Annotated in this window: 26 protein-coding genes; 14 read left to right on the top strand and 12 right to left on the bottom strand. The window is 48.1% G+C overall.

Features of this window, described 5'->3' with window-relative positions; all coding sequences use genetic code 11:
* Window positions 1-13: 13 nt before the first annotated feature.
* The 4 genes from HUU10_12295 to HUU10_12280 are packed head-to-tail and all read right to left on the bottom strand — an operon-like array spanning window position 14 to window position 5,112.
* Window positions 14-1,078, bottom strand: coding sequence for a hypothetical protein (locus HUU10_12295; GenBank protein NUQ82383.1), 1,065 nt, complete (start codon window positions 1,076-1,078; stop codon window positions 14-16).
* A gap of 7 nt (window positions 1,079-1,085) precedes the next feature.
* Window positions 1,086-4,277 (bottom strand): ammonium transporter, encoded by a 3,192-nt coding sequence (amt, locus tag HUU10_12290; protein NUQ82382.1) that lies wholly within the window; start codon window positions 4,275-4,277, stop codon window positions 1,086-1,088.
* 23 nt (window positions 4,278-4,300) lie between these two features.
* Complete coding sequence (locus HUU10_12285; GenBank protein ID NUQ82381.1) at window positions 4,301-4,747, bottom strand: chemotaxis protein CheX; 447 nt, start codon at window positions 4,745-4,747, stop codon at window positions 4,301-4,303.
* Complete coding sequence (locus HUU10_12280) at window positions 4,744-5,112, bottom strand: response regulator (protein ID NUQ82380.1); 369 nt, start codon at window positions 5,110-5,112, stop codon at window positions 4,744-4,746. Before HUU10_12280 ends, HUU10_12285 begins: the two co-directional genes overlap by 4 nt.
* A 333-nt stretch (window positions 5,113-5,445) precedes the next feature.
* Here HUU10_12280 and HUU10_12275 point away from each other — a divergent pair, with 333 nt between their 5' ends.
* From HUU10_12275 to HUU10_12215, 13 genes are all read left to right on the top strand, one after another.
* A complete protein-coding gene (locus HUU10_12275; protein ID NUQ82379.1) occupies window positions 5,446-5,997 on the top strand; it encodes a hypothetical protein in 552 nt (183 codons plus the stop codon).
* On the top strand, window positions 5,987-7,186 hold the full coding sequence (locus HUU10_12270; protein ID NUQ82378.1) for a helix-turn-helix domain-containing protein: 1,200 nt from the start codon (window positions 5,987-5,989) through the stop codon (window positions 7,184-7,186). The genes HUU10_12275 and HUU10_12270 overlap by 11 nt, the downstream gene beginning before the upstream one ends.
* Before the next feature lie 75 nt (window positions 7,187-7,261).
* Entirely contained in the window at window positions 7,262-9,016 is a 1,755-nt protein-coding gene (locus HUU10_12265; protein ID NUQ82377.1) for a hypothetical protein, read from the top strand.
* 176 nt (window positions 9,017-9,192) lie between these two features.
* Window positions 9,193-11,430: a TonB-dependent receptor gene (locus tag HUU10_12260; protein NUQ82376.1), complete on the top strand. Its 2,238-nt coding sequence runs from the start codon at window positions 9,193-9,195 to the stop codon at window positions 11,428-11,430.
* A gap of 12 nt (window positions 11,431-11,442) precedes the next feature.
* Window positions 11,443-11,904 (top strand): YhcH/YjgK/YiaL family protein, encoded by a 462-nt coding sequence (locus HUU10_12255; GenBank protein NUQ82375.1) that lies wholly within the window; start codon window positions 11,443-11,445, stop codon window positions 11,902-11,904.
* 47 nt (window positions 11,905-11,951) lie between these two features.
* The gene (locus tag HUU10_12250; protein ID NUQ82374.1) at window positions 11,952-13,118 is read left to right on the top strand and encodes an acyltransferase family protein; all 1,167 of its coding nucleotides are present in this window, start codon (window positions 11,952-11,954) and stop codon (window positions 13,116-13,118) included.
* 91 nt (window positions 13,119-13,209) lie between these two features.
* Window positions 13,210-13,542 carry a hypothetical protein gene (locus HUU10_12245; GenBank protein ID NUQ82373.1) on the top strand — a complete coding sequence of 111 codons (333 nt, stop codon included), beginning with the start codon at window positions 13,210-13,212 and terminating at the stop codon, window positions 13,540-13,542.
* The gene (locus HUU10_12240; protein ID NUQ82372.1) at window positions 13,539-13,910 is read left to right on the top strand and encodes a hypothetical protein; all 372 of its coding nucleotides are present in this window, start codon (window positions 13,539-13,541) and stop codon (window positions 13,908-13,910) included. The genes HUU10_12245 and HUU10_12240 overlap by 4 nt, the downstream gene beginning before the upstream one ends.
* 12 nt (window positions 13,911-13,922) lie before the next feature.
* Window positions 13,923-14,252, top strand: coding sequence for a TfoX/Sxy family protein (locus tag HUU10_12235; GenBank protein ID NUQ82371.1), 330 nt, complete (start codon window positions 13,923-13,925; stop codon window positions 14,250-14,252).
* A 48-nt stretch (window positions 14,253-14,300) separates the two neighbouring features.
* The gene (locus HUU10_12230; protein ID NUQ82370.1) at window positions 14,301-14,732 is read left to right on the top strand and encodes a VOC family protein; all 432 of its coding nucleotides are present in this window, start codon (window positions 14,301-14,303) and stop codon (window positions 14,730-14,732) included.
* A gap of 10 nt (window positions 14,733-14,742) precedes the next feature.
* Window positions 14,743-15,312 (top strand): GNAT family N-acetyltransferase, encoded by a 570-nt coding sequence (locus tag HUU10_12225; protein NUQ82369.1) that lies wholly within the window; start codon window positions 14,743-14,745, stop codon window positions 15,310-15,312.
* Between the two features lie 12 nt (window positions 15,313-15,324).
* Entirely contained in the window at window positions 15,325-15,990 is a 666-nt protein-coding gene (gene vat / locus HUU10_12220) for a Vat family streptogramin A O-acetyltransferase (protein NUQ82368.1), read from the top strand.
* Between the two features lie 60 nt (window positions 15,991-16,050).
* Window positions 16,051-16,509 (top strand): DUF1801 domain-containing protein, encoded by a 459-nt coding sequence (locus tag HUU10_12215; GenBank protein ID NUQ82367.1) that lies wholly within the window; start codon window positions 16,051-16,053, stop codon window positions 16,507-16,509.
* 446 nt (window positions 16,510-16,955) lie between these two features.
* Here HUU10_12215 and HUU10_12210 read toward each other — a convergent pair whose 3' ends face one another.
* The 6 genes from HUU10_12210 to HUU10_12185 all read right to left on the bottom strand — a co-directional run bounded on the left by HUU10_12210 (window position 16,956) and on the right by HUU10_12185 (window position 20,216).
* A complete protein-coding gene (locus tag HUU10_12210) occupies window positions 16,956-17,750 on the bottom strand; it encodes a hypothetical protein (GenBank protein NUQ82366.1) in 795 nt (264 codons plus the stop codon).
* 89 nt (window positions 17,751-17,839) lie between these two features.
* Complete coding sequence (locus tag HUU10_12205; GenBank protein NUQ82365.1) at window positions 17,840-17,983, bottom strand: hypothetical protein; 144 nt, start codon at window positions 17,981-17,983, stop codon at window positions 17,840-17,842.
* A 118-nt stretch (window positions 17,984-18,101) separates the two neighbouring features.
* Complete coding sequence (locus HUU10_12200; GenBank protein ID NUQ82364.1) at window positions 18,102-18,788, bottom strand: hypothetical protein; 687 nt, start codon at window positions 18,786-18,788, stop codon at window positions 18,102-18,104.
* A gap of 41 nt (window positions 18,789-18,829) precedes the next feature.
* Window positions 18,830-19,597 carry a hypothetical protein gene (locus HUU10_12195; GenBank protein NUQ82363.1) on the bottom strand — a complete coding sequence of 256 codons (768 nt, stop codon included), beginning with the start codon at window positions 19,595-19,597 and terminating at the stop codon, window positions 18,830-18,832.
* A gap of 53 nt (window positions 19,598-19,650) precedes the next feature.
* Complete coding sequence (locus tag HUU10_12190; GenBank protein ID NUQ82362.1) at window positions 19,651-19,818, bottom strand: hypothetical protein; 168 nt, start codon at window positions 19,816-19,818, stop codon at window positions 19,651-19,653.
* Entirely contained in the window at window positions 19,815-20,216 is a 402-nt protein-coding gene (locus tag HUU10_12185; protein NUQ82361.1) for a hypothetical protein, read from the bottom strand. The genes HUU10_12190 and HUU10_12185 overlap by 4 nt, the downstream gene beginning before the upstream one ends.
* A gap of 313 nt (window positions 20,217-20,529) precedes the next feature.
* On the opposite strand from HUU10_12185, the gene HUU10_12180 reads away from it, so the two are divergent.
* Entirely contained in the window at window positions 20,530-20,706 is a 177-nt protein-coding gene (locus tag HUU10_12180) for a hypothetical protein (protein NUQ82360.1), read from the top strand.
* 24 nt (window positions 20,707-20,730) lie between these two features.
* Here HUU10_12180 and HUU10_12175 read toward each other — a convergent pair whose 3' ends face one another.
* Both HUU10_12175 and HUU10_12170 read right to left on the bottom strand, forming a co-directional pair.
* A complete protein-coding gene (locus HUU10_12175; GenBank protein ID NUQ82359.1) occupies window positions 20,731-21,306 on the bottom strand; it encodes a hypothetical protein in 576 nt (191 codons plus the stop codon).
* 12 nt (window positions 21,307-21,318) lie between these two features.
* Entirely contained in the window at window positions 21,319-21,576 is a 258-nt protein-coding gene (locus HUU10_12170; protein ID NUQ82358.1) for a hypothetical protein, read from the bottom strand.
* Window positions 21,577-22,286: the final 710 nt, after the last annotated feature.

The following is a 22,286-nucleotide window of genomic DNA, read 5'->3' as shown; positions in this document are numbered from 1 at the left end:
TTTTGGTAATTATTCAGAGCAACTGGGACAGCTGAAAAACGCCCACATTGAACGGTCTGGCACCAGCAGGAAGGGCTACTTCGAGGCTTTTCTGCGGACTGTCAATGGAATTCATGGTCTTGTCATCAATCAGAACCGGAATGCCTCGCAATTCTCCGTAAGCCTTTAACTGATCGGCCAGTGTAACGGCCTCACCTAACACAGAAAACTCAAGCCGGCGAACCGACCCGACCAGACCTGCAAACACCTTCCCTGTGGAAAGACCAATGGCAACGGATAAGGGCTGTTTGATAAATTTGGGTCTGACATCATTGATGGTTTGCAGATACTCCACAATTTCAAGGGCACATTTGGCCGCCTTAAATGCATCTTTTTCCGATGGAACCGGTACTCCGAAAGTGGCAATCAGACCATCGGCCAGAAGTTTATTCACCGACCCGCTGTTTCCGTAAATCAGATCCATCAGATCGGTAAACATTTCATTCAGAAAATCAGCCAGGGTTTTGGGATCCTGATTCTCGGCAACCACATCCAGACCGATCACCCGCAGGTTCATAATGGTGGCTATCTGCTGACTGCCCCTGAGTTCCACTGTTCCCGTCTGATTGGTAAGCTGATCAACCAGATCATCAGAAAAATACTTTTTCACAAATTCCGACATCCGCTCAACTTTTCCGGACAGGTCCTTGGCTCTTGTGAGTGTATTTTTCCCCGAATGGTGATGGTTCAGCTTGTGCAGAAGATAAGTGCCAACCACCGGCTTCCTGATAAAATCGGTCACACCTGATTTCAGATAATCAGTGACCAGTTTATCATTCAGTTTATCCACCTGAAGAATGATCGAACAGAATTTCATTCCGGGCAGTCCCTTGATATCAGCGATCAGATCCAGAACTTTTCCATCATGCAAACCATCATCCATGATCAGGTAATCAGGAACCCAGGTTTCCAGAATTTTAGGAATATCGAAGCTGGAACTGGTCGACCGGAATTCGTATTCCTGCCTTGCGAAAATGCTCTGAAGGGCCAGCAGGTTGTACTTGTTGCCGTCGAAGGCAAGAATTTTAATCCGGTTCATAGATTAATCAGGATTTCAGGGGAAGTTTAATGGTGAATTCACAGAACTTGCCCGGACCTGATGACATCGAAATTTTTCCGCCGGCCTGGGTGACATTTTTACGGATCAGATCCATGCCCACTCCTCGTCCGGCATCCATGGTTACTTCATCTGCCGTGGAAAATCCGGGCTCAAAGATCAGTTTCGCTACCTGACCAGCCGGCATGGCTCTCAGTTGCCCTTCATTCCATTTACCCATTTCAATGGCCTTCTGGCGGATTTTCTCGATCTGAAGTCCCCGGCCATCATCCCGGATCTTTATGGCCAGATATCCCGGTTCCTCAGTAACCGAGGTGATAACTGAAATGGTACCTGTTACAGGTTTTCCTGCACGGGTCCGTTCATCGGGTGACTCAATGCCATGAACCAGTGAATTTCGCATCAGCTGAATCAGCACATCGCGGATAAGCGGGACCTGATTATCGGGAACCACCGAAGCCTCGAATTGTTTAGAGTTGAATTCAACTTTCTTATTCAGACCTGCACTCAATTTCCGGGCAGCATCGTTTAACTGATTGATCACCAGATCGACCTGACGGTCCGGAGCACGGCGTTCAGAGGCAGGCGCCGGTGCTGGTGACTCGGTTCCGCCCGCAGAACGGGACACTCCCTGATAAGCCATCAGCCGGCCAACCAGGGCTTTGATGTCATCAATATTGGATTCCAGTTCTGAAATCTTAAACAGCAGGGTGATAAAATCCTCGCCTTTAATCGATGGCTTCGACTGGACCTCCCTGATCATATCTTCCAGTTCATGTGCCGATTCGGCAAAGAATTTCAGATCGAGGATACTGGCATTTCCCTTGATGTTGTGGACAATCCGGTAAATGTCGGTAAGCAGGAGATAGTAATCATCGGCGATGGCTTTATCTGCAGCGGCCTTCAGCGTGGATTTAATTTTCCGAACTGACTCATCTGATTCTTCAACAAATGGTTTCAGTTGCTGCGGATCGATGTGAAGAATGTTAAACAGAAGCGACATCTGATTTTTGGTCCGCTCTTCACTGGCTTTCAGCTCCCGGGCCAGCAGTACCTGTTCCGTCACATCAGAAACAGTCGTCATCAGGTGACTGACCCGTGCTCCATGATAAATACGGCTGAATTTAAACTGGAGATACTGAGTGGTGAACTGGCCGGTTTCTTCCTCAAAATTCACTTCGATCTGTTTCAGCGGATTCAGGTTGTTAACAATGTCTTCGTCAATATCCAGCTGAAACATCAGTTCGAGATAATCCTGGATCGACTGATAGATTTTGGCCGGAACCAGTTTGGAAAACAGAAGCAGCAGGTTCATCTGCGTCAGATCCTGACGCCGGAAAATTTTTCGCAATGCCAGAGAGTGCTGCGAACCGATCTCGAACTTTTCATTCAGAAGAAAGATACCTTCGTTGATATTATACAGAATATCATCGGTTTCTTTCTTGGCCGCCAGAATGGCTGCTTCGGCTTCTTTCCGGTCGGTGATATCACGGAACATGCCGGTGTAGAATGATTCGAAACCCAGGTCAGCTTTGGTAACAATCACTTCCATGGGAAACACCGACCCATCGGCACGTTTACCCACCAATTCCACCGGGGTTCCGGTTTCCTCAACTTTTCTGAATACCTCTTCGGCCCGGCGCTCATTGAATTCCTTGTACCCGGCGTTTTCATGATCGAACAACCGGATGAGTGAAGTGCCTGCCAGATCCTGCTCATTGATTTTAAACATGGCCTGACCACCCGGGTTCACCGTCAGGATTTCATACCGGTCCGGTGTGAAGGTGATAATTCCATCCAAAGCCGTGGTCACGATCGCTTCGGTCTTCCGGATGGCTTTTTCGAGCGCTTCCATCACCTTGTTATACCGGTTGGCGATTTGTCCCACCTCGGTAAACGGTTCAACCGGAACCCGGAGACTCATGTCACCGGTCTTCGCCTGCTGATCCATGGCCATAAACAGGTCCAGGATTTCGGTGGTCGCCCCGTGTTCTGACACGTTCAGACCAATGTGCTCATCCTCGGCAGAGACCCGGAGTTTCAGGAATTTATTCACGATCCAGAGTACGGTAAAAACAATCAGGAACGTCCAGAGCCCGGCAACTGCCACTCCCAGCAGCTGTACACCCAACTGACTTCCGAAGCTGAGGCCGGTACCCAGCGTGTCATAATCTGCGAAAATGGCAACCGCGATCGTTCCCCAGATTCCACCACCAAGGTGAACAGGGACGGCATCAATGGCATCATCAATGCGGAAGCGGAGCAGGAGGCGGTGAAGTGAGAAAAACACAGGTCCGGCAATTAATCCGATTAACACAGCAGACAAAGGTGAAATCACGTTGGCACTGGCCGTTACCGATACCAGACCAGCCAGAGATCCGTTAAAAATCAGATCAACCGAGATCACCTTCCGGTTTGCAATGTAACCCATCAGAATACCGGAAAGCCCACCGGCCGCTCCTGCCAGGAATGTATTAACAATAATCATCGGGACCCGCTCGGTCAGTCCAAGGGTCGATCCGCCATTGAAACCGAACCAACCGAACCAAAGCAGGAGAACACCCAATGCTGCAAGCGGAATGTTACTGCCCGGAATCTGCCGGGGAACCCCGGCTTCATTGAACCGGCCCGCACGGGGTCCGATCAGGAGCAAAGCAGCAAGAGAGGCCCAGCCACCGATGCTGTGTACCACGGTTGAACCGGCAAAATCACGGAAACCCAGTTGTCCGAGCCACCCTGTGTACTGATCGGTCATTGCGCCATTCCAGGCCCAGTGACCAAAGAACGGATACACCAGAGCAGAGATGACAGCCGTCATGACCAGATAGGCCTCAAACTTCATCCGTTCTGCAACAGCACCCGACACAATGGTGGCCGCTGTGGCCACGAACATGGCCTGGAACAGGAAGAAGGCCACATTCCATGAACTTTCCGTAAAGGGAATCATGAATTCATTTGTCCCGACAATTCCCGATTCCGAGATTCCGAACATGATGCCGAATCCCACCAGCCAGAACAGAATCAGGGCGATCATGGCATCGGTTACGTTTTTTACAGCCACGTTAATGCTGTTTTTTGAGCGGGTCAGTCCGGATTCCAGACAGGCGAACCCGGGCTGCATAACAAAAACAAGTCCGGCGGTCACCAGGACCCACATTACATCAATCAGTGATTTTTCCATTTTTCAGGGTACTCCGGGGGGATTCAGGATTCGATTCCAACCACAAGGAACGACTTGAACGTCTTCCAGGTAATCGGGATAACAAAGGTGGGGGCGGCTACTTTCAGGTGGACGGGTTTTCCTTCAATGATAATGGGAACCGAAATCATAAAATTGGCACCGAAAACCTGACGGGCATTGCCGGCAATGGTGTTGGCAATCTCACCGGTCATGTCACAAAGTGAGCCCGAATCGGGATTTTTATCCCCGAGAATGATTCCGACCAACTCCTTAACCATGGGAGACGGACAGGTAATGTAAATGACTCCCTTTTTATTGCCGGAAATACCTATGGCTCCGGTCAGGTCGAGTGAAACTTCCTCCTGCGTTTCCTTAATGTAGGGAACGCCCATAACAGCGGGGGTTCCTGATACCTCGAGGAAATAGTTGACGGTTCCTTCCAGGAAAACCTGCAATTCTTTGTCTGTCATCGCTTTGGCCCCTCTATCAGTTTTTGAAATGCATCGTTCAGTTTTTCGGGTGTGAACGGTTTACCCAGAAAGTTTTTTGCCCCCAGCTTCAACGCCCTCAAACCAGTGGCATTGTCGGTCAGGGCTGTGATTACCATGATTTTGGCTGACGGCTTAATCTTCAGCAACTCCTGAAGACAGGTCAGTCCATCCATTTCCGGCATCGTGATGTCCATGGTAACCAGGTCGGGATCGGTCTTTTTAAACACATCAATGGCTTCCAGACCGTTACCTGCCATTCCAACCACCTCAATCCGGTTCTCATCGAGGTACTTCTGAATGGCCCGCCGCATGATGCTCGAGTCATCTACAATTAATAGCTTCATAGTCTCCAGTTCCGTTACTTTCGGTGACGAGTGTCACACAGGGGTGCCAAATTAGTTTGTCGACTTAATGATTGCAAGACTTCTGCGTCATTTTTAGTTAATTTTTTAAGTCGTTGTCATTTATCTACTAAATAATCTAAGTTTGAATCATATAGAACCTTCACAGGCAGTCTCAGCCGGTTTTGATTGCTGGCCATAAATCAGTACGAACAGAATTTTACCCCCTTTTGGGTTCCCCGACCGGAGGAATGGAACAGATTTTCATGTGGACTGCAGCACGTGGACATGAAAAGAGCTTACACATTGGGCAGGTGGTTTGTATTTTTAAGGACGATGCTTCGGGAAATTAACAACATAAAACAGGACAGTGATGATCAGCGGACCCGTTGGTTTGCCAACGAGTACTTCGATCTGTTTGTCTGGCAGGACGACAAAGGTTTCGTGACCGGCTTTCAGCTTTGTTACGGCAAAAACCGGAATGAAGAGGCCATCACCTGGAAAAAACTGACCGGACTGACTCACGCCAAGATTGACTCGGGTGAACGGGATGTGGCCGGAAATCTGGCCCCGATTCTGGTTCCGGATAATAAAAAAATTGACCCGTCGGTCCTGGACCGTTTCGGAAAAGATGCTGTCACCATCGATCCGGGCGTTTCACTGGCCGTGAAAGATGTCTTGAAGTATTACATCCGGAATGAGCAACCTCCTCATCTGAAAGGCCCGGTTCCCGTGGCCGGACCGAAACCACGGATTGATTTCTTTGCCAGGCTGGCCGAAACATTGCCTCCCAAACCGGATCCCGTGCCGACTCCCCCTCCACCCCCTGCTGGTAAACATCCTGTCCGGTCGTTCGCTGATCTGGCCAGACAGACGCATGCCGTTTGAATCGAATCTGTTCAGCAGCCTTCTTCTTCCATCCGTCGTTAACGGACTGATTTGTTCGTTCATCTTCCTGTTTCGGACGGGAACCACAGACCGGTATGCTGATCGCTTTTTTGGAATTCTGCTTCTGCTGATCACTTTCAGAATTGCTTCCTGGATGTTGGGGTTTATGGGTTGGTATGATAGCCGTGATGGCTTTTCTACCTTTATGTTCTACTTTCCGTTCAGCAATTGGTACTTCATGGGGCCCATTGCTCTCTTTTATTTCAGAAGTGTAACTAATTCCCGTTTCACCATGACCAGAACCGATTGGTTCCATCTGATTCCGGGATTGATTTCAATCATCACCACTCTGATCATCACGGTAACCGATCTGGTGATAACACCCTTCTTCACCGGTCAGCCGCTGCCTTATCATGGCCATACTCAGGGAGAACTTGCCTTAAATGGAATACCTGTATGGTCCGACCTGCTTCATGCAGGGATCTATATCTCGGTCGGGGCTTACTCCTGGCTGATTTTCCGTGATTTCCGATTGTATCAGAGATATATCCGTCAGAATTATTCATTCACTGATATTCTTTCAATGGCCTGGTTTGGAAGGTTTTTGGTTGCTTTGGCTTTATCGGTCCTGATCTGGCTTGGTTTCAGAATCTGGAACAGTTTATCTCCTCTCAGCTACCAGGAACTTTGGTTTTCCTTTTTTGTATGGGGATTAATCAGCTATTACCTCTCATTCGCCGGCCTTCTGTGGAAAAAGGATCCGTCCTGGAACCTGGAGTTCTCTCCTGATTGGCAGGAACCTCTGAATACTGATAAAACCGACCAACACCCGCAGCTGATCAGTCTCCTGCAGAGCGGAATGTCTGACCAGAAATGGTATCTGGATCCGGAGTTGACCCTGGAAAAACTTGCACGCCTGATGGACGTTTCACCAGCAGCCATTTCAAAAGCCCTGAATAGCGGGCTGACTGTTAATTTTAATCAGTTTGTCAACCGCTTCCGGGTCAGACATGTCCAAAACCTGATTGATACAGGCCAGGCAACCGATTTCAGCCTGCTTGGAATCGCACTTGATTCGGGGTTTAAAAGCAAGGCCACCTTTAACCGGGTCTTCAAAACAGAAACAGGAAAAACTCCTTCTTCCTACTTGTCCATGGCAGAAAACAGGTCTCAAAATCTTCACAGTTGATCGCTTGCAGGAAATTGAGACGATCAGCACCTCCCAAAGCAGCCATCTTTGCTGAAAAAAAACACTAGGTCTGATATGAACTGGCTCTATCCAATGGTATTCCTTCTCATGCTGTTATCGGCAGGTTGCAGCACGATCGATCAGCAGAGCAAAGTCCCTTTCCAGACAAAGGTCCACTTTAAGGTTAAATGGCCTGATTCAACCAACCCTCCCGCCTCATTGGGTCTGCGGGGGTCGATAAATCCGCTTTCATGGGAACGGACATTTTTCCTTTCCGGACCCGATTCCGCTGGTTTCTTTACCGGGTCCGTTCAATTACAGATCAATCATCCTGTTCAAAGTCTTCAATGGAAACTGATCGCCAATGATACCCAATGGGAACTGGAAGGCTTTACCAACCGACGGGAGTGGCTGTATGCCGATTCCTCCAGGGTTGTAAATGCACGGTATGATAATCCTGACCATCCTGACTCTGTAAAAATATCTGCGGAGGGATGGCAACAGGACATCCGTTTATTAACCCGGGCACTTGCTGAGTTTCATCCGTCTTTGTACCGGTTTCAGGATCGCGACTCTTATCTCAGTCAGGTCAGAATGCTGGAAAATTCCCGTCCCGTTAACCAGACAGAAGCTTATCGTTTAATGACAGCTTTTTTAAGCAGCATCCGGTGCAGTCATACCTGGGCTAACCGATATAACCAGGCTGTTTCATTAAACAAATACTGGCTGGAAGAAAAACAGGTTCTGCCCTTTTTCACAAACTGGATTGAAGGTTCCTTTATAATCAGCGATGCAATCGATACGCTGGCGTTCCCGGTTGGTTCACGACTAATGACCATTGATTCAATATCAGCCGATTCGGTTGCCAGCCAGTTGTTTCCGCTTACACGTGCTGACGGGACCCAGCATGCCAAGCGAATGACGCAATTGTGTACAGGCAATAACCTTCAGGTGACCGACCTTTTTCTCAATCTGACCGATTCATCGCATGTCACCATACTGACACCCGATTCTCGGGTAAAGCGAATGGATGTTTCAGGAACAACCTTCAAACAGAGACAACAACAGCTTCAACGTCCGGCCGATCCGTGGACCCTGACCTTTCACCAGGCTGATCGGTTGGCTATCATGAAACTGAACTCCTTTACGGTCTGGAATTTCGGGTTCGACTGGAAAAAGAAACTGGAACAATGGTTTTCCAGGTTAGCCGAAAAAAAGACTCCGCATCTGATTATCGACATCAGAGAAAATGAAGGAGGGGCTGATGAAGTGATCTCAGAATTAACCAGGTATGTGATTGATCAGACGGTTACCTGGAAGCCAGGGGGAATTCCTGTGATCCGGTATGAAACGGTTCCTGATAGTCTCAGACCTTTTCTGAGTACCTGGGAACCTTCCTGGTTTGACAGACGGGGAACGGTAAAACCAACGGAAAACGGATTTTATGAATTGACCTCCCGCACCGGGTCACCAGTCGTACTGGAGCCCGCAAATAACCGTTTCAACGGAACGGTCTGGTTGTTGACCTCACCGATAAACAGTTCCGCCACACACCATCTGGCTGTTTTGTGGAATCAATTCAAACTTTCCATTCAGGTGGGTACCGAAACCGGTGGAAATCTGAAGGGTTCTTCCGGGGGTCAGTTTTTCTTTCTTCACTTACCCAATTCAGGACTCGAAGTTGATATTCCCCTCCTGACCACTCTGCTGGCAGAGCCGGGACCCGACACCGGACTGGTACCAGATCTGCCCGCTGAACAAACCATCGGTGATTTCCTGAATCATCGGGATACCGCGATCGAACGGGTGTTGGAAGAAATCAGGAAATAGCCAGTTCAGGTTTGAAATGGTCAAATAAACCGCAAGATGACAGGACGGCAGCACTTCTGAAACAGGTTAGGTCGTTTGTGTACGATTGAATTAATATCTGATTAAATGAGAGTCAGGATACAGGATATTTTTGTCTGTTTTTAAGCCTCTGTCTATTTTTCCTTCAGGAGGTAGTCATGACTCGTCGTTTTTGGCTGTTATTCAATCTTTTAATCCTGGTTCCACTTCTCACCTATGCTCACCCCGGTCCCATTCAAACCGGAACGGTCAGTGCCGGTCCGGGCCAGAAACTTGATCAGGTGTATGTGGTTAATTTCAGAACGGGGTTCCACGATCACACCGATGAGTCTGGCCGGTTTACCCTTCCCGATTGTCAGGCGGGCGATTCACTGGGCATTTACCGTCTCGGTTACTTCAGTCAGGTGGTTCATTTAAAATCGGTGGGAACTCCGCTGGATATTATCCTTCAACCGTCCCCGATTGTACTCGATCAGCTGGTCGTTAACGGATCGGTCAATCCGCTCAGACAGGTGGCCGAAATCGACATGAAGGTCAGTCCGGTTGCCAACTCACAGGAACTGCTCAGGAAAACACCGGGCCTTTTCATCGGGCAACATGCCGGTGGCGGAAAGGCCGAACAGTTGTTTATGCGCGGATTTGATGTGGACCATGGAACCGATGTGGCCATCTCGGTTGACAACATGCCCGTGAACATGGTCTCTCATGCTCATGGTCAGGGATATGCCGATCTTCATTTTGTCATACCGGAAACCATTGGAAAAATTGACTTCGGAAAAGGACCCTATTACGCGGATCGCGGAAATTTCAACACTGCCGGGTATGTGAATCTCGAAACCCTTCCGGTGATCAGTCAGAACCTGATTGCCATGGAAGCTGGTCAGTTCAATTCCTATCGCATGGTCGGATTGCTGAACCTGCTTCCCACCGATGGAATCCACCGTGCCTATCTGGCCGTGGAAAATGTCATGACCGATGGTGCCTTCGACTCTCCCCAGCAACTCAGCCGCACCAACTGGTTTCTGAAATATTCAGGTCAGCCATCATCCCACCAGCACCTGATCCTGACCGCAAGCCGGTTTGCCAGCCGCTGGGATGCCTCGGGTCAGATTCCTGAACGGGCTGTTAAGTCGGGAGCCATCGGATGGTTCGGAGCCATCGATGACACCGAAGGTGGTTCAACCAGCCGCAGTAACCTTCAGGCGGACCACCTGTTTTTGCTGGATGCTCATTCTTTCATCAAAACATCGGGCTACCTAAGCCAATATGACTTTGATCTGTATTCCAACTTCACCTTTTTCCTTATAGACTCTCTGAATGGGGATCAGATCAGACAAAAGGAAACCAGATTGCTCTCCGGGGTCCAGTCGGTTTACCACGCTTCCTTGCGTCTCGGAGATTGGGAAGTCGGTTACCGGGCAGGAGCCGGTTTCCGGACTGATGAAATCGACGATATCGGACTGACTCACACAAAGGACCGCCTGATCACTCTCGATACACTGGCCATCAGCGATATCGTTGAAAACAACTGGTTCGGATTTGCCGATGCAGAGTTTGATTACGGTGACTGGAAACTCAATCCGGCGCTGAGAATTGATTATTTCCGTTTCACTCTGCTGGATGCTGTAAAAAAACCCTTTGGAACGCAATCTTTTTACGATACCAGATTCAGTCCGAAATTCAACGTCATTTACACACCCACCGATCAGTGGCAGTTCTATCTGAAATCTGGCATGGGATTTCACTCCAACGATACCCGCGTGGTTGCCTCAGGAAAAGGAACGTCGATGATTCCCATTGCTGTCGGGGCTGATCTGGGATCCATCTGGAAACCCATTCCGCGGCTGATGATCACCACCTCTGGATGGATCCTGAATCTGGAACAGGAATTTGTCTACGTCGGTGATGCTGGTGTGGTGGAACCATCCGGGAAAACCCGGCGGATGGGTTTCGACGCAGGGTTCAGGTACCAGATGCTCGATTGGCTTTTTGCCGATGCCGATGTGAATTATGCTCATGCACGGGCAGTCGGTGAACCCGCTGGTGAAGACCTCGTTCCGCTGGCTCCCGAATGGACCAGCACCGGTGGTCTGACCGTCCGCCATGAATCGGGTTGGAAGGGAACCTTGCGATACCGCTGGATGGGTGACCGTCCGGCCAATGAAGATGGCACCATTACAGCCGAGGGCTATGTCATTACCGATCTGATGGTCGGGTACCAGACCGGACCCTGGTTTGCAGAACTCTCTGTCGATAATATCTTTGATAATGACTGGAAAGAAACCCAGTTTGCCACCGAAACTCGTCTTTTAACCGAACCATCTCCGGTCACCGACATTCACTTTATTCCGGGCACACCCCGGTTTATCAGACTGAAAACCGGATTCGAATTTTAAAGGAACTTTTTCATGATTGTTGATCAGTTGTCTGCCTCGGCCAGATACGAAGCCATCCATCCTTACCTGAAAACGGCCTTCAGCTATCTTCAATCCACCGACTTTTCCTCCATGACGCCGGGAAAATACCCGGTTCTGGGCGATGATATCTTTGCCATCCTCAGCGACTATCAGACCAAAAACCGCGATGAAACCAAAATGGAAGCCCACCGGATTTTCACCGATATCCATTTCCTGATTTCCGGTGAGGAATGGGTCGGGTACCTGCCCAATACCGGTCAGGTTCCATCGGTTCCCTACCATCCGGAAGATGATTACATGCTGTTCGATGAGCGCTGCGCCTATACCCGCCTGGTCCCCGGTCAGGTTGCCATCTTTTTTCCACCTGAATTGCATATGCCTTCCATCCACAATGGCTCACCGGCACCCGTCCGTAAAGTGGTGATGAAACTACGCCTCAGTTTTCCTCTGTAACCTGACCCGTGAACCATCCGTAAGATTCCGACAAAAAAGGGTTTTTTATGTCCGGATCCCCACAACGGTTGCATGATCTCGACTGGCTTCGGGTGATTGCTGTTCTGCTGGTGCTGTTCTTCCATGTGGGCATGTTTTTCAATCCGTGGGGATGGCACATTAAAAATGAGGAAACCAGCCCGCTGTTTATTTACCCCATGCACTGGATGCATGAATGGCGGATGCCTCTGCTGCTGTTTGTGTCGGGTGCCGGAACGTTTCTTGCACTGCGGTCGCGGACCATGCCTGCTTATGCCGGAGAGCGGTTCCGGCGTCTCATGATTCCGCTTATCGTGGGCATGCTGGTCATCGTTCCGCCCCAGATTTACATCGAGAAAAGTGCACAGTATTCCTCCTTTCTTCAGTTTTACCCCAGCATTTTCACCACTGGACCTTACCCGGCCGGTAATCTGAGCTGGCATCACCTGTGGTTCATCCTGTATCTGTTTCTCTACTCGGTCCTAAGCATTCCCCTCCTGCGCTGGCTGAAAAGCGACCGGTCGGAAGGCTTTTATGCATGGCTGAATACCTGGATTTCGCGTCCTTACGGATTCCTGTCGGGTGTGCTGGTCATTCTATTGACTCAGGCGATTCTGAGACCCTTTTTTCCCGAAGAAACTCACGGTCTGATTGATGACTGGGCGGCCTTCACCCAGTATTATTGTTTCTTCATTGCCGGATTTATTTTCTACCGGTCTCCCGTGATCTGGTACTCCATTTCAACTCACCGTCGTATTCACCTCGCCACCGGTCTGATTTCCCTCGCTGTGATGATGACCATGGTCTCAAGCGACTACTGGCCATGGCGCACGTTTCCCGACTGGAACGATGCCATCAGCCGTTTCTGGTTCATCAATGGGGTGCTGATGGGATGGTCGTGGGTTCTGACCATCATTGGTTACGGCCAAGCGTACCTGAACCAGCCACACCCCTGGCTGAGCCGGCTGAATGAAGGCATCTATCCCTTTTACATCCTGCATCAGACGGTGATCATTCTCGTGGCCGCTCCTTTCATTTCCATCCATTGGCCCATCTGGACCGAGTACCTGCTGATCAGCCTTCTTTCCCTGATCTGCACAGTTGGTATTTACTGGTTCGTGATAATGCCGGTGCCTGCCCTCCGGTTTCTCTTCGGTATGAAAACTCCCCGACCGGCGGCCTCTAAGCAAAACTGAAAGGGCCGGTTTTGCCCGACCGGATGGCCGCGGGTTGCTTCCTTTTCCGGTTTCGGGTACATTTCAGAAAAACAAAAGCCGGATTCCGGGTATGACCATTTCTCTCCGTTGGGCCATTGCGGGTATCATTGTCACCTTTTTAGCCGGGGCCATCACCGGTTGGCTTTTCACCCATTCCGGGCAGCCCGACTCATTGAAACCAGCTATCCGGACTGTGGAATCGGCCGATTCGCTGCTGACCCAGCTTCGGGTCCGGAACGCCGATCTGGATCACCAGATACGCATTCTTCTTTTTCAGATTCAGGATCTCGACCGGATTCTGGCGGCCAGTAATGCCAGACATGATGCCCGTTATAAAGCCTTTCAGGCAAGGCGGGATTCTCTTCTGTCACTCATTAACCAACCCAAAGCGGATCGACCATGACCAGCCTTCTGATATGTCTGAACCTGTTGGTTTCCACTCCTGATTCAACGCTATCAAAACAGAAAGCGTATGATCAACTGATTAATCTGCAGGAATCCTACATCCGGGATCTGGAATCGGATCGTGAGCAATTGCTTTTGATCATCGAACAATTCCGGAACCGGCAGGTGGCAGGTCTGTCGGTAGCAGCTGATTCTCTGTCGGCACAATCGGCCGGTCTGGCTGCCGTACATGACGAACTGGCAAAGGCCAGAGAGACCCTGAAAAACTACCGTGATCAATCACAGGCCAACGAGTGGAAAATCGGTTTGTTATGGGGTGGTTCCGGCCTCCTTGCCGGACTATTAATCGGGTTACTGCTGAATTAAAGAAAACACACCATGCCCTCCGACAAATCTTTTGCCGCTTACATCGCCGATCAGGCATCCGATGCAGGCGTTATCACCACCCGCTCCATGATGGGCGAATTCATGGTGTACTGCGATGGAGTCTACACAGCGATCATCGCCGACAACCGTGTGTATGTTAAGGCCACCGAAGCAGGCCGGGCCTTTATCGGAACGCCGGTCGAAGGACAACCCTATCCCGGCGCAAAACCCTGTTTCGACATCGGCACCCGGTTCGAAGATTCCCGTTGGTTTTCACATCTGATCCGTATTTCCAGACAGGAACTGGAATCGAAACCAACCGGCAAATCCCGAAAAAAATAGTCGTTTCAATTAACAACCGTTTCAGATTTTAATAAAGGACTTCTGCCCATGCCAACCCCTGTGTACCCATGTCTCTGGTTCGATGGAAAAGCCCATGAAGCCGCCGACTTTTATTGTTCAGTATTTCCCAATTCACGTTTACTGAGCCGGAATGATTTTATCGCGGTTTATGAAATCAATGGCAGCCGGATGATGAACATGAATGGCGGTCCGGAATTTACGTTTAACGAGGCCATGTCGCTGGTGATTTCCTGCGACACTCAGGAAGAAATTGATTATTACTGGGAGAAACTGACAGCAGGTGGTCAGGAAAATAAATGCGGCTGGCTGAAGGACCGGTATGGCGTTTCCTGGCAGGTGATTCCCTCCATTCTTGGACCTCTGATGAACAACCCGGCCACTGCTCCGAAAGTATTGTATGCCTTCATGCAGATGAAAAAATTCATCATCGCCGACCTTGAAAAAGCTGCAAACTCCTGACAGGTTACCGATGATCATTTATGCAGAAACCGACCGCTGGATTTTACGCGATCTTGATTCATCCGATCAGGATGGTATGTATTTGCTGGATTCCGATCCGGAAGTAGTAAAATATCTGGGTGGCGTAACGGTCAGGTCCCCGGCTGACAGCCTGAAAATCATTGAATATGTGCAAAGCCAGTACCGGGAGTTTGGAATCGGACGGTGGGCGATCCAGTCAAAACCCACCGGGGAATTCATCGGATGGTGCGGATTAAAATGGGTCACCGAACGGATTAACGATCAAGCCGATTTTTACGATTTTGGCTATCGCATCCGGCGACCGTTCTGGGGACAAGGCTTTGGAACCGAAACGGCCATTGCCAGTCTGCAATATGGTTTCAATCAACTGAATCTGGATCCGATCATTGCAAATGTGCATCAGCAAAATGCCGCCTCGAACCACATCATCAGAAAACTCGGATTTAAGAAAACCGGTGAGTTTTTTTACATGGATCAACCACAAAACTGGTATGAACTGACACCAGCATATTTCAGATTCCGGCATACAGATTCAGCCGGCCCTCAACACACATTCTGAACGGGATACCCTATGCCAATACCTGTCGGCCCTGATCCTCTGAACCCGCATCCGATGACCGGATTTCCGCAAATCTGTTACATCAGAAATACAGTAAAAAATCCGAACATTCTGATCGGCGATTTTACCTATTATGATGACCCGGAGGACTCTGAAAACTTTGAGCGGAATGTATTATATCATTTTCCCTTCATCGGAGATAAACTCATCATCGGAAAATTCTGTGCAATCGCCCACGGTGTGAAATTTATCATGAATGGAGCCAACCACGCCACGGCCGGATTTTCCACCTATCCGTTTTACATTTTCGGTAACGGGTGGGAATCTGCCATGCCAAAGCCGGAGGATTTTCCATACAAAGGTGACACAGTGATTGGTCATGATGTCTGGATCGGATATGAGGCACTGATTATGCCCGGCGTCAAAATCGGAAACGGCTCCATCGTTGCGGCACGGAGTGTGGTAACCTCCGATGTGGAACCCTATTCCATCGTCGGCGGAAATCCGGCCCGGGTCATCAGAAAACGGTTCGATGATCAAACCATTTCCCGTCTGCAAACCATCGGCTGGTGGGACTGGCCGGCGGATCACCTGACCAGGCATTTATCTGTCGTTTTGGGAGCTGACCCCAATGAGTTGGAAAAGGCGGCGCCGGCCGGATTCAGTTCACCTGCCTGACCCGTTCTGAAATCATCCGCACAGGCCCTTTTAAATTGCAATCAGACTGAAAGGATTATCATGAAAATTCTTTCCATTTCACCCGATGACTATCTCTCTAAAGTGCCCGACGACCGCCGGGAGGCCATGAGTAAACTGCGTGAGGTTTTCCGGAACCATCTGCCACCGGGATTTGAGGAAACCATTTCATACGACACGATCGGATTTGTGGTGCCGAAATCGGTTTATCCGGCGGGTTATCACTGCAATCCCGAAACGCCGCTTCCGTTTATCAATCTGGCATCACAGAAACATTTTATGGCGGTTTATCACATGGGCCTGTACGCTGATCCGGTGCTGCTCGATTGGTTCACGGCCGCCTATCCGACGCACAGCAAAACCAGGCTGGATATGGGAAAAAGTTGTATTCGTTTTAAGAAACCAGAGTCCATTCCCTTCGGCCTGCTTGGTGAACTGGCCGGGAAGGTTACCGTTCAGCAGTGGATTGATTTGTATGAAAAGACTTTCAGAAAACGGTAAATTTAAGTGAGTGGTGAGTGGTGATGGGTGAGTGGCGATTGGGGGATGGAATTCCCCGGTCCCCGAGTGCCGAATCCGGTGGCTGAGGCTCTCGAAGCCATCCGGATGAGGATTATCGAGGGGCAATCGGGGGTTCTTGGTTAGCAGTGATGAATTTCCCAACCCTGAAGGGGTTGAACTCGAAAACAAAATCAATTGTTCGACCCCGTCAGGGTCGGAAATCACCTAATTCGTTCTTGTTTCCTTTTATCTACTTAACCCCCGGGTTGACACCCGTGACTATTCATGGTTGGACTCCTCCTGGAGTCCTGAACCAAACGCATCTCAGACAGCAGATTCGGTCTTAACGGAATCTCCGCTCACAAGTACGTCGGCTGGCCGATGTCGGCAAATAAAAATTAAACCAGAAACAAACCCTTATTTACAAGTGGGTTTCACCCCACCGCCTACTTCTTTTCCGTGTATAACCCAACGGGCAAAGGCTCATTCCTTATAATCGCCAGATTCTCATTGTATCGTCGGATTGCCTTAACCAAATCGTTATCCTTACTCGATAAATTGAAATAGTAAAGTGTTGAACTGATTCCTGCCAATACTATTCCAAGCATGGTGGCAGGACCCAAACTGCCTTTATCAAATGACTCATCATCATCAGACCCTTTATCAGAATCAAAGGTTGCAACTGCTAAAATCAAACCACCCCAAAAAGTAACAACACTCACCGTGCTCACCTTATCTGCGAACTTCACCTTTTCGAGATCAGGGACTAATTGCGGATCGCTTTCCAAATATGGTATTACCTGCTCGCGCCAGTCACGTTCATTCAGAATACGGTTATTCACTTTCAGCTTATAAATCCTTGTTGTACCATGTGAAAAAGTTTTGAAGTCAGCGTTGTAATGACTGGTTGGGAATAATTGACTTTCCACGTAAATGTACGGCCGTTCTGCAGGGGAGATGGCAACCGACTGACCAGTTGGTGTCGTCACGTCCTCCTCTTTCCCAAAGGACCGTACCCACTTAATACCCGGATATGCAGATGCTAACCGGCTTTGCAGCAGTTGCGAGGTAGTGAACAGCCGGATGGTTTTGGGTGGAAGATCCAGCCGGAGGGCCGAATCGGGAGCTGAAAAGTATATGGTATCCTGCTGACTGGTTACCGCCATCAGGTTGGGCGACTGCTGTGCGTGCGCCACCGTGCTTAGTAACAGAAATGCGGTGAGTGAGAGAAATGATTTCATGGGTGGATGAATGTTTTGGTGAATGGTGCCCGGTAGGCCGGAAGGCAAACCGGAATTGGAAATGAACCTTTTTCTTTATGGACTACTCATCAAGGTAACGTCTTAATCATCTGTACCCGTGCCTGCACAGCCCCCTCATACCGATCCATCATGTTAGCCGATTCGACATACTCGATGGATGGACGCGTGACAACCACAAAAACGGCTGCGGCAAGGGCGAAAATAGTAACCAACCAGAGTGGCCAGTTGGAGGGAATGGTTGAATGTGTGGGGATTTCATGTTCTGCTTATTTATAATCTATTATTTTGCTAGTAAATGAATTTTTAAAAACGAAAATATTTAAATCCAATTCAAATCAATATTTCCGAACTTTTAAGCGATAACAGACTTTTATCCTGTCGATTTGAATACACCTGGCTTAGAAATTGCTCTCTATTGAGGACTATACCCTTTAATTTTTCAATCCAAATGTCAGTCCTTCCATTTTTCCACTCGAATAAACCAGACATCCATAAATCAGATTTTTCCTTGATTTCATTCATAGTCATCTGAATTGATTTCTGATCATTTAAATATAACGCAATAAGTAACTTACCTTCCAATAGATACGCTTGTCCAATAGGACTAGACTTAATCAGTGTTTTTGAGAATTGCCTGTCAATTAAACTAAATATTTCATTTACTTTGACATCCCCCTCTAACGATAGAAACATTTGTTGTCTCGTTGCATCTATTGCCTCGTTTAAAACAGTGTCACCAACATTATATGGTATGTCGAATTGTAATCCCTTTTTGTTTCTTATTTCGTATAAAACTAACGGTTGATTTAAACACTCTTTTAAGGTTGATTTCCAAATTGGATACCAAGCCACATATGGTCTGTATTCCACTGTTTTTTTCAGATCAAAGAATTCAATACCTCCAACAAGGGGACCAAGTAACTTGAATAATTTACTTTTAGAGAATGAACTCAATTCTGGAAACTGTGAGTTCCACTTTTGGAATATTACATTTTTTGCATTCTTTTCGATTTTCATGGCCTAATAACTTGCGTTGGCAACCCAAATGTTTTTTGATATCAAATCATTTGAGGCAATTTATTTAATTGTTGAATTGTCTTGCCTACTTGAACACCAAACTTCCAATCATAAATTACACCATTTTCTTCGTCAAGGACATCTAAGATTGAACCAGCTTCCCTTACCTTAAAATTTAATCCTTTATACCCGTATATGTTTTGGTATCGTTTTAATAATGTTGTAGCGACTTCATGTTTTAATGTACCAGTTACACCTGCATTCATAGTAGCAGGAACAAATTTGTCTGCAAATGATGCAGCTCTTTGTACGAGTTGTGCATTCGAAAGCCCTTCATTTGCAACACCGGATCCCACCTTAACAACCACAGAGGCAGCGTTTGAGGTAACAGCCACTTCCTTAATTGCAGTTACTGCTGTGGTATGAATAACCGTTTTGGCTGTTTCGATTGCCCGCATTACACCGCGCATAGAGGAAGCCACACCTGCCACAGGCGTAACGGCCGTGGCAATCACCACTCCAATTTCAGCCATCTTTTTATGAAATTCAAGCATTTCATGGAACTCAGAATAGGGCATGATCATTCCATGCCAGACATGCTGAGACATGTGATAACTGAAGTTTCGGTCGGCCTCAACAAGAATCTCATCGGTTGCCATCCCAACCGGTTTTCCGTTTTCAGAGACCGTGTGGGTACCACCTTCACTATTCATCCCATCCGGGTCAACCAGATTGATGGGGTTATTGCCAACGTACGTGTACGGAGAGTGAAACTCATCGAGCGGGTCCACTGTCAGCCAGCGCCCAATGGCGGGGTCAGTATTTTAAAGAACAGAAGAAAAATCGCAATGAATCAAACGACTTAAACCAGTACAACTGCCCCCTCATACCTATCCATCATGATGGCGGACTCGACATACCCGATGGATGGACGGGTGACAACCACAAAAACGGCTGCGGCAAGCGCGATAATAGTAACCAACCAGAATGGCCATTTGGTGGGAAGTGTTGGGGGTGTGGGGGATTTCATGATTTTAAACTAAAGTTGTTTTTTGCGGTCAAATCAAGGTAATTTTTTTTTGTTTTTTCAATATCGGTAAAATATAATATTTTATTATTACTTATTTTATCGAGGTATATTAAGTCAAATATTTTGTTATGATACTCTATTTCAAGCGACTTTAAATTTATTCTTGCCAACTTAAATGCAACACCAAAAAACCGCTTATAAAGGGCAGGTAAATAAATAAATTCATCATTAAAAATAATAGGGCCACCAAATTTACCTTCTAATTCTCTATCGTTTACACTCAATTCACCAACCTCTGGTCCTCCTTGCGAAATTTCTACCACATTCTTGAATCGAAGGGTACTTCCCCCAATTACTCTATTGATTATAATTGTTGTTGGTGTTTCAATCTTATTCATCTTTCAATCCGGTAGAAGGTATACTGAGTTGAAACAAGTCACCTGGATATTTATAGAATGAATTTTGTTTCACGATTGCTAATAATATAACCTTCGCATCTTAATAAAGCACAACTTTTTATAATATGATAAATCCTAACATTCATTAAGTGTCCTTTCTAGCAACTTTAAAAACTCGTTGCACTCCGCACGAGAAATTAACACCTCAGTATCTCCACCATTTCGTAGGGATATACAAATCGAAATGTTTCCCTTGACTATCCGAACGATGGCAAAGCCTTCATTCTCTATGTCCAAGGAGTTAAAATGAACCATGCCTACTTCTTTGTCAGTCATGTTGCTAACCTTTTTTTATTACCTGGCATTGCTTCACCAGGCAAGTATCTTTTATGGTTTTGTCCTGGCGTATTCAAATGCCAATGAGGACCCTTATGATATTCAGGTGCGGATGGTATGGGTGTTGTTCAAACGTGATCTTCATTTTTTCTGAAGGTTGAAAAATCACCTTATTTCTTCATGGAGTGTGAGGCAAATCTGGTATATCTATCCCTCTAACTCCAATCATTTCCTCTATTTCGGTTGCTGTTTTGGGCCATACCTTATCTGGTTTTATGAGGGCACCAGAGGAATTATCGGCTTTGCATATCGCCTTCGACTCAGCAATTATCTCGCTGGATTTGGTGGCAGTCTGAACGATCTCTTTCTCGGCTGCCCGAAAAACACCTTTCGTCAGTTTTCCGGCCTTTGCAAGATCTCCCACATAGGGAATGATTCCAAGTAATCTGATGCCAGCTTCACTCCATTTACCCCTTCCTGCATAGATAACTGCGTTACCCAAATCTACCGCACCCGTTGGATCTGCAATGCCTGCAACATCCAGAGTTGTCTGAATGTTATTCAACCACGCAAAGTTATCATCTTGCGGAGATATTTCTATCTCCCTTAGCCACATTTGTCCTTCTTTAACATATACATCACTTCCCTCGCTCGCCATCCCATACGGGTCAACCAGATTGATGGGGTTGTTGCCAACATATGTGTACGGAGAGTGAAACTCATCGAGCGGGTCCACCGTCAGCCAGCGGCCAATGGAGGGGTTCCGTCAGTGGCCGGATCTCCGCTTCGCTCCGACATAGAATCGCGCACCATCTCCGTTCAGATCGGCAATGGTGGCCCGAACGTTACCCAGATGATCTTTGAAATCCAGCTCATACCGCCAGTTAGTCTGCCCTGTAACGGGTGTAGCCCGTCCTTCTGCGGTGCCCATGAAGGAGAGGGTGTTGTTAACATATTCGTAACCACCCACATACTCCCGGGTCACTGTCAGGGTTCCGGCCGTATACACTTGTTTCCTGATCATGGAACCACTGGCCGTGTACGTCCAGACTATTTTATTGCCACCTCCGAAATTCAAGGTGTCCGGCAGAATTCAAGGTTTAAAAAACCATGATCCAGAGACGGAGCCCTGACATCTCGACGGCACCAACATGGAGACCACAAACCTGATTTGCCATCACCGGATAAGATGTCACCGCTACGCTGCTGAAATTCCATCAATCCAACAGCAGCGGTTCCTGGTTTTTCACAGACATTGAACTGTGATCAGCCAAAACAAGTGAGTGGTGAGTGGTGATTGGTGAATGGCATTGACAGGAAAACCTGAACGCAAGTCAAAGAAAAGAAATCAGTGATCAGAAAAACCCGGTTTCCCACGACCCCGAATGGGGTCGAACCATGAATAGCCCCCTATTCGGTCCCCGAGTGATTCGACCGAAGGGAGAATTGCTGAAAGTCCGGCCCTGACGGATATCGAGGGGCCCGGTTTATCCTGCCTTTTCCGCAACTACTGCACAAACCTGCCAGTTTGGTTTGCTCCGCAGGGTGACTTTTGACGGCCCAAAAGTCACCATCCCTCGGCTCCGCTCGGGAACCGCCCAAGCCCGACCGCCCAGCCTGAGATCCCGACTAAAGTACGGCACTTCGATAAACTCAGTGTACCAGATTTCGGAGTACCTCAACTCGTTCGTGGCACTCCAGGCCTAAAACGATTGAACTCGTCCCGATGAATCG

Source organism: Bacteroidota bacterium (assembly GCA_013360915.1).
GTDB lineage: Bacteria > Bacteroidota > JABWAT01 > JABWAT01 > JABWAT01 > JABWAT01.
This window is presented reverse-complemented; position numbering and strand designations above follow the sequence as displayed.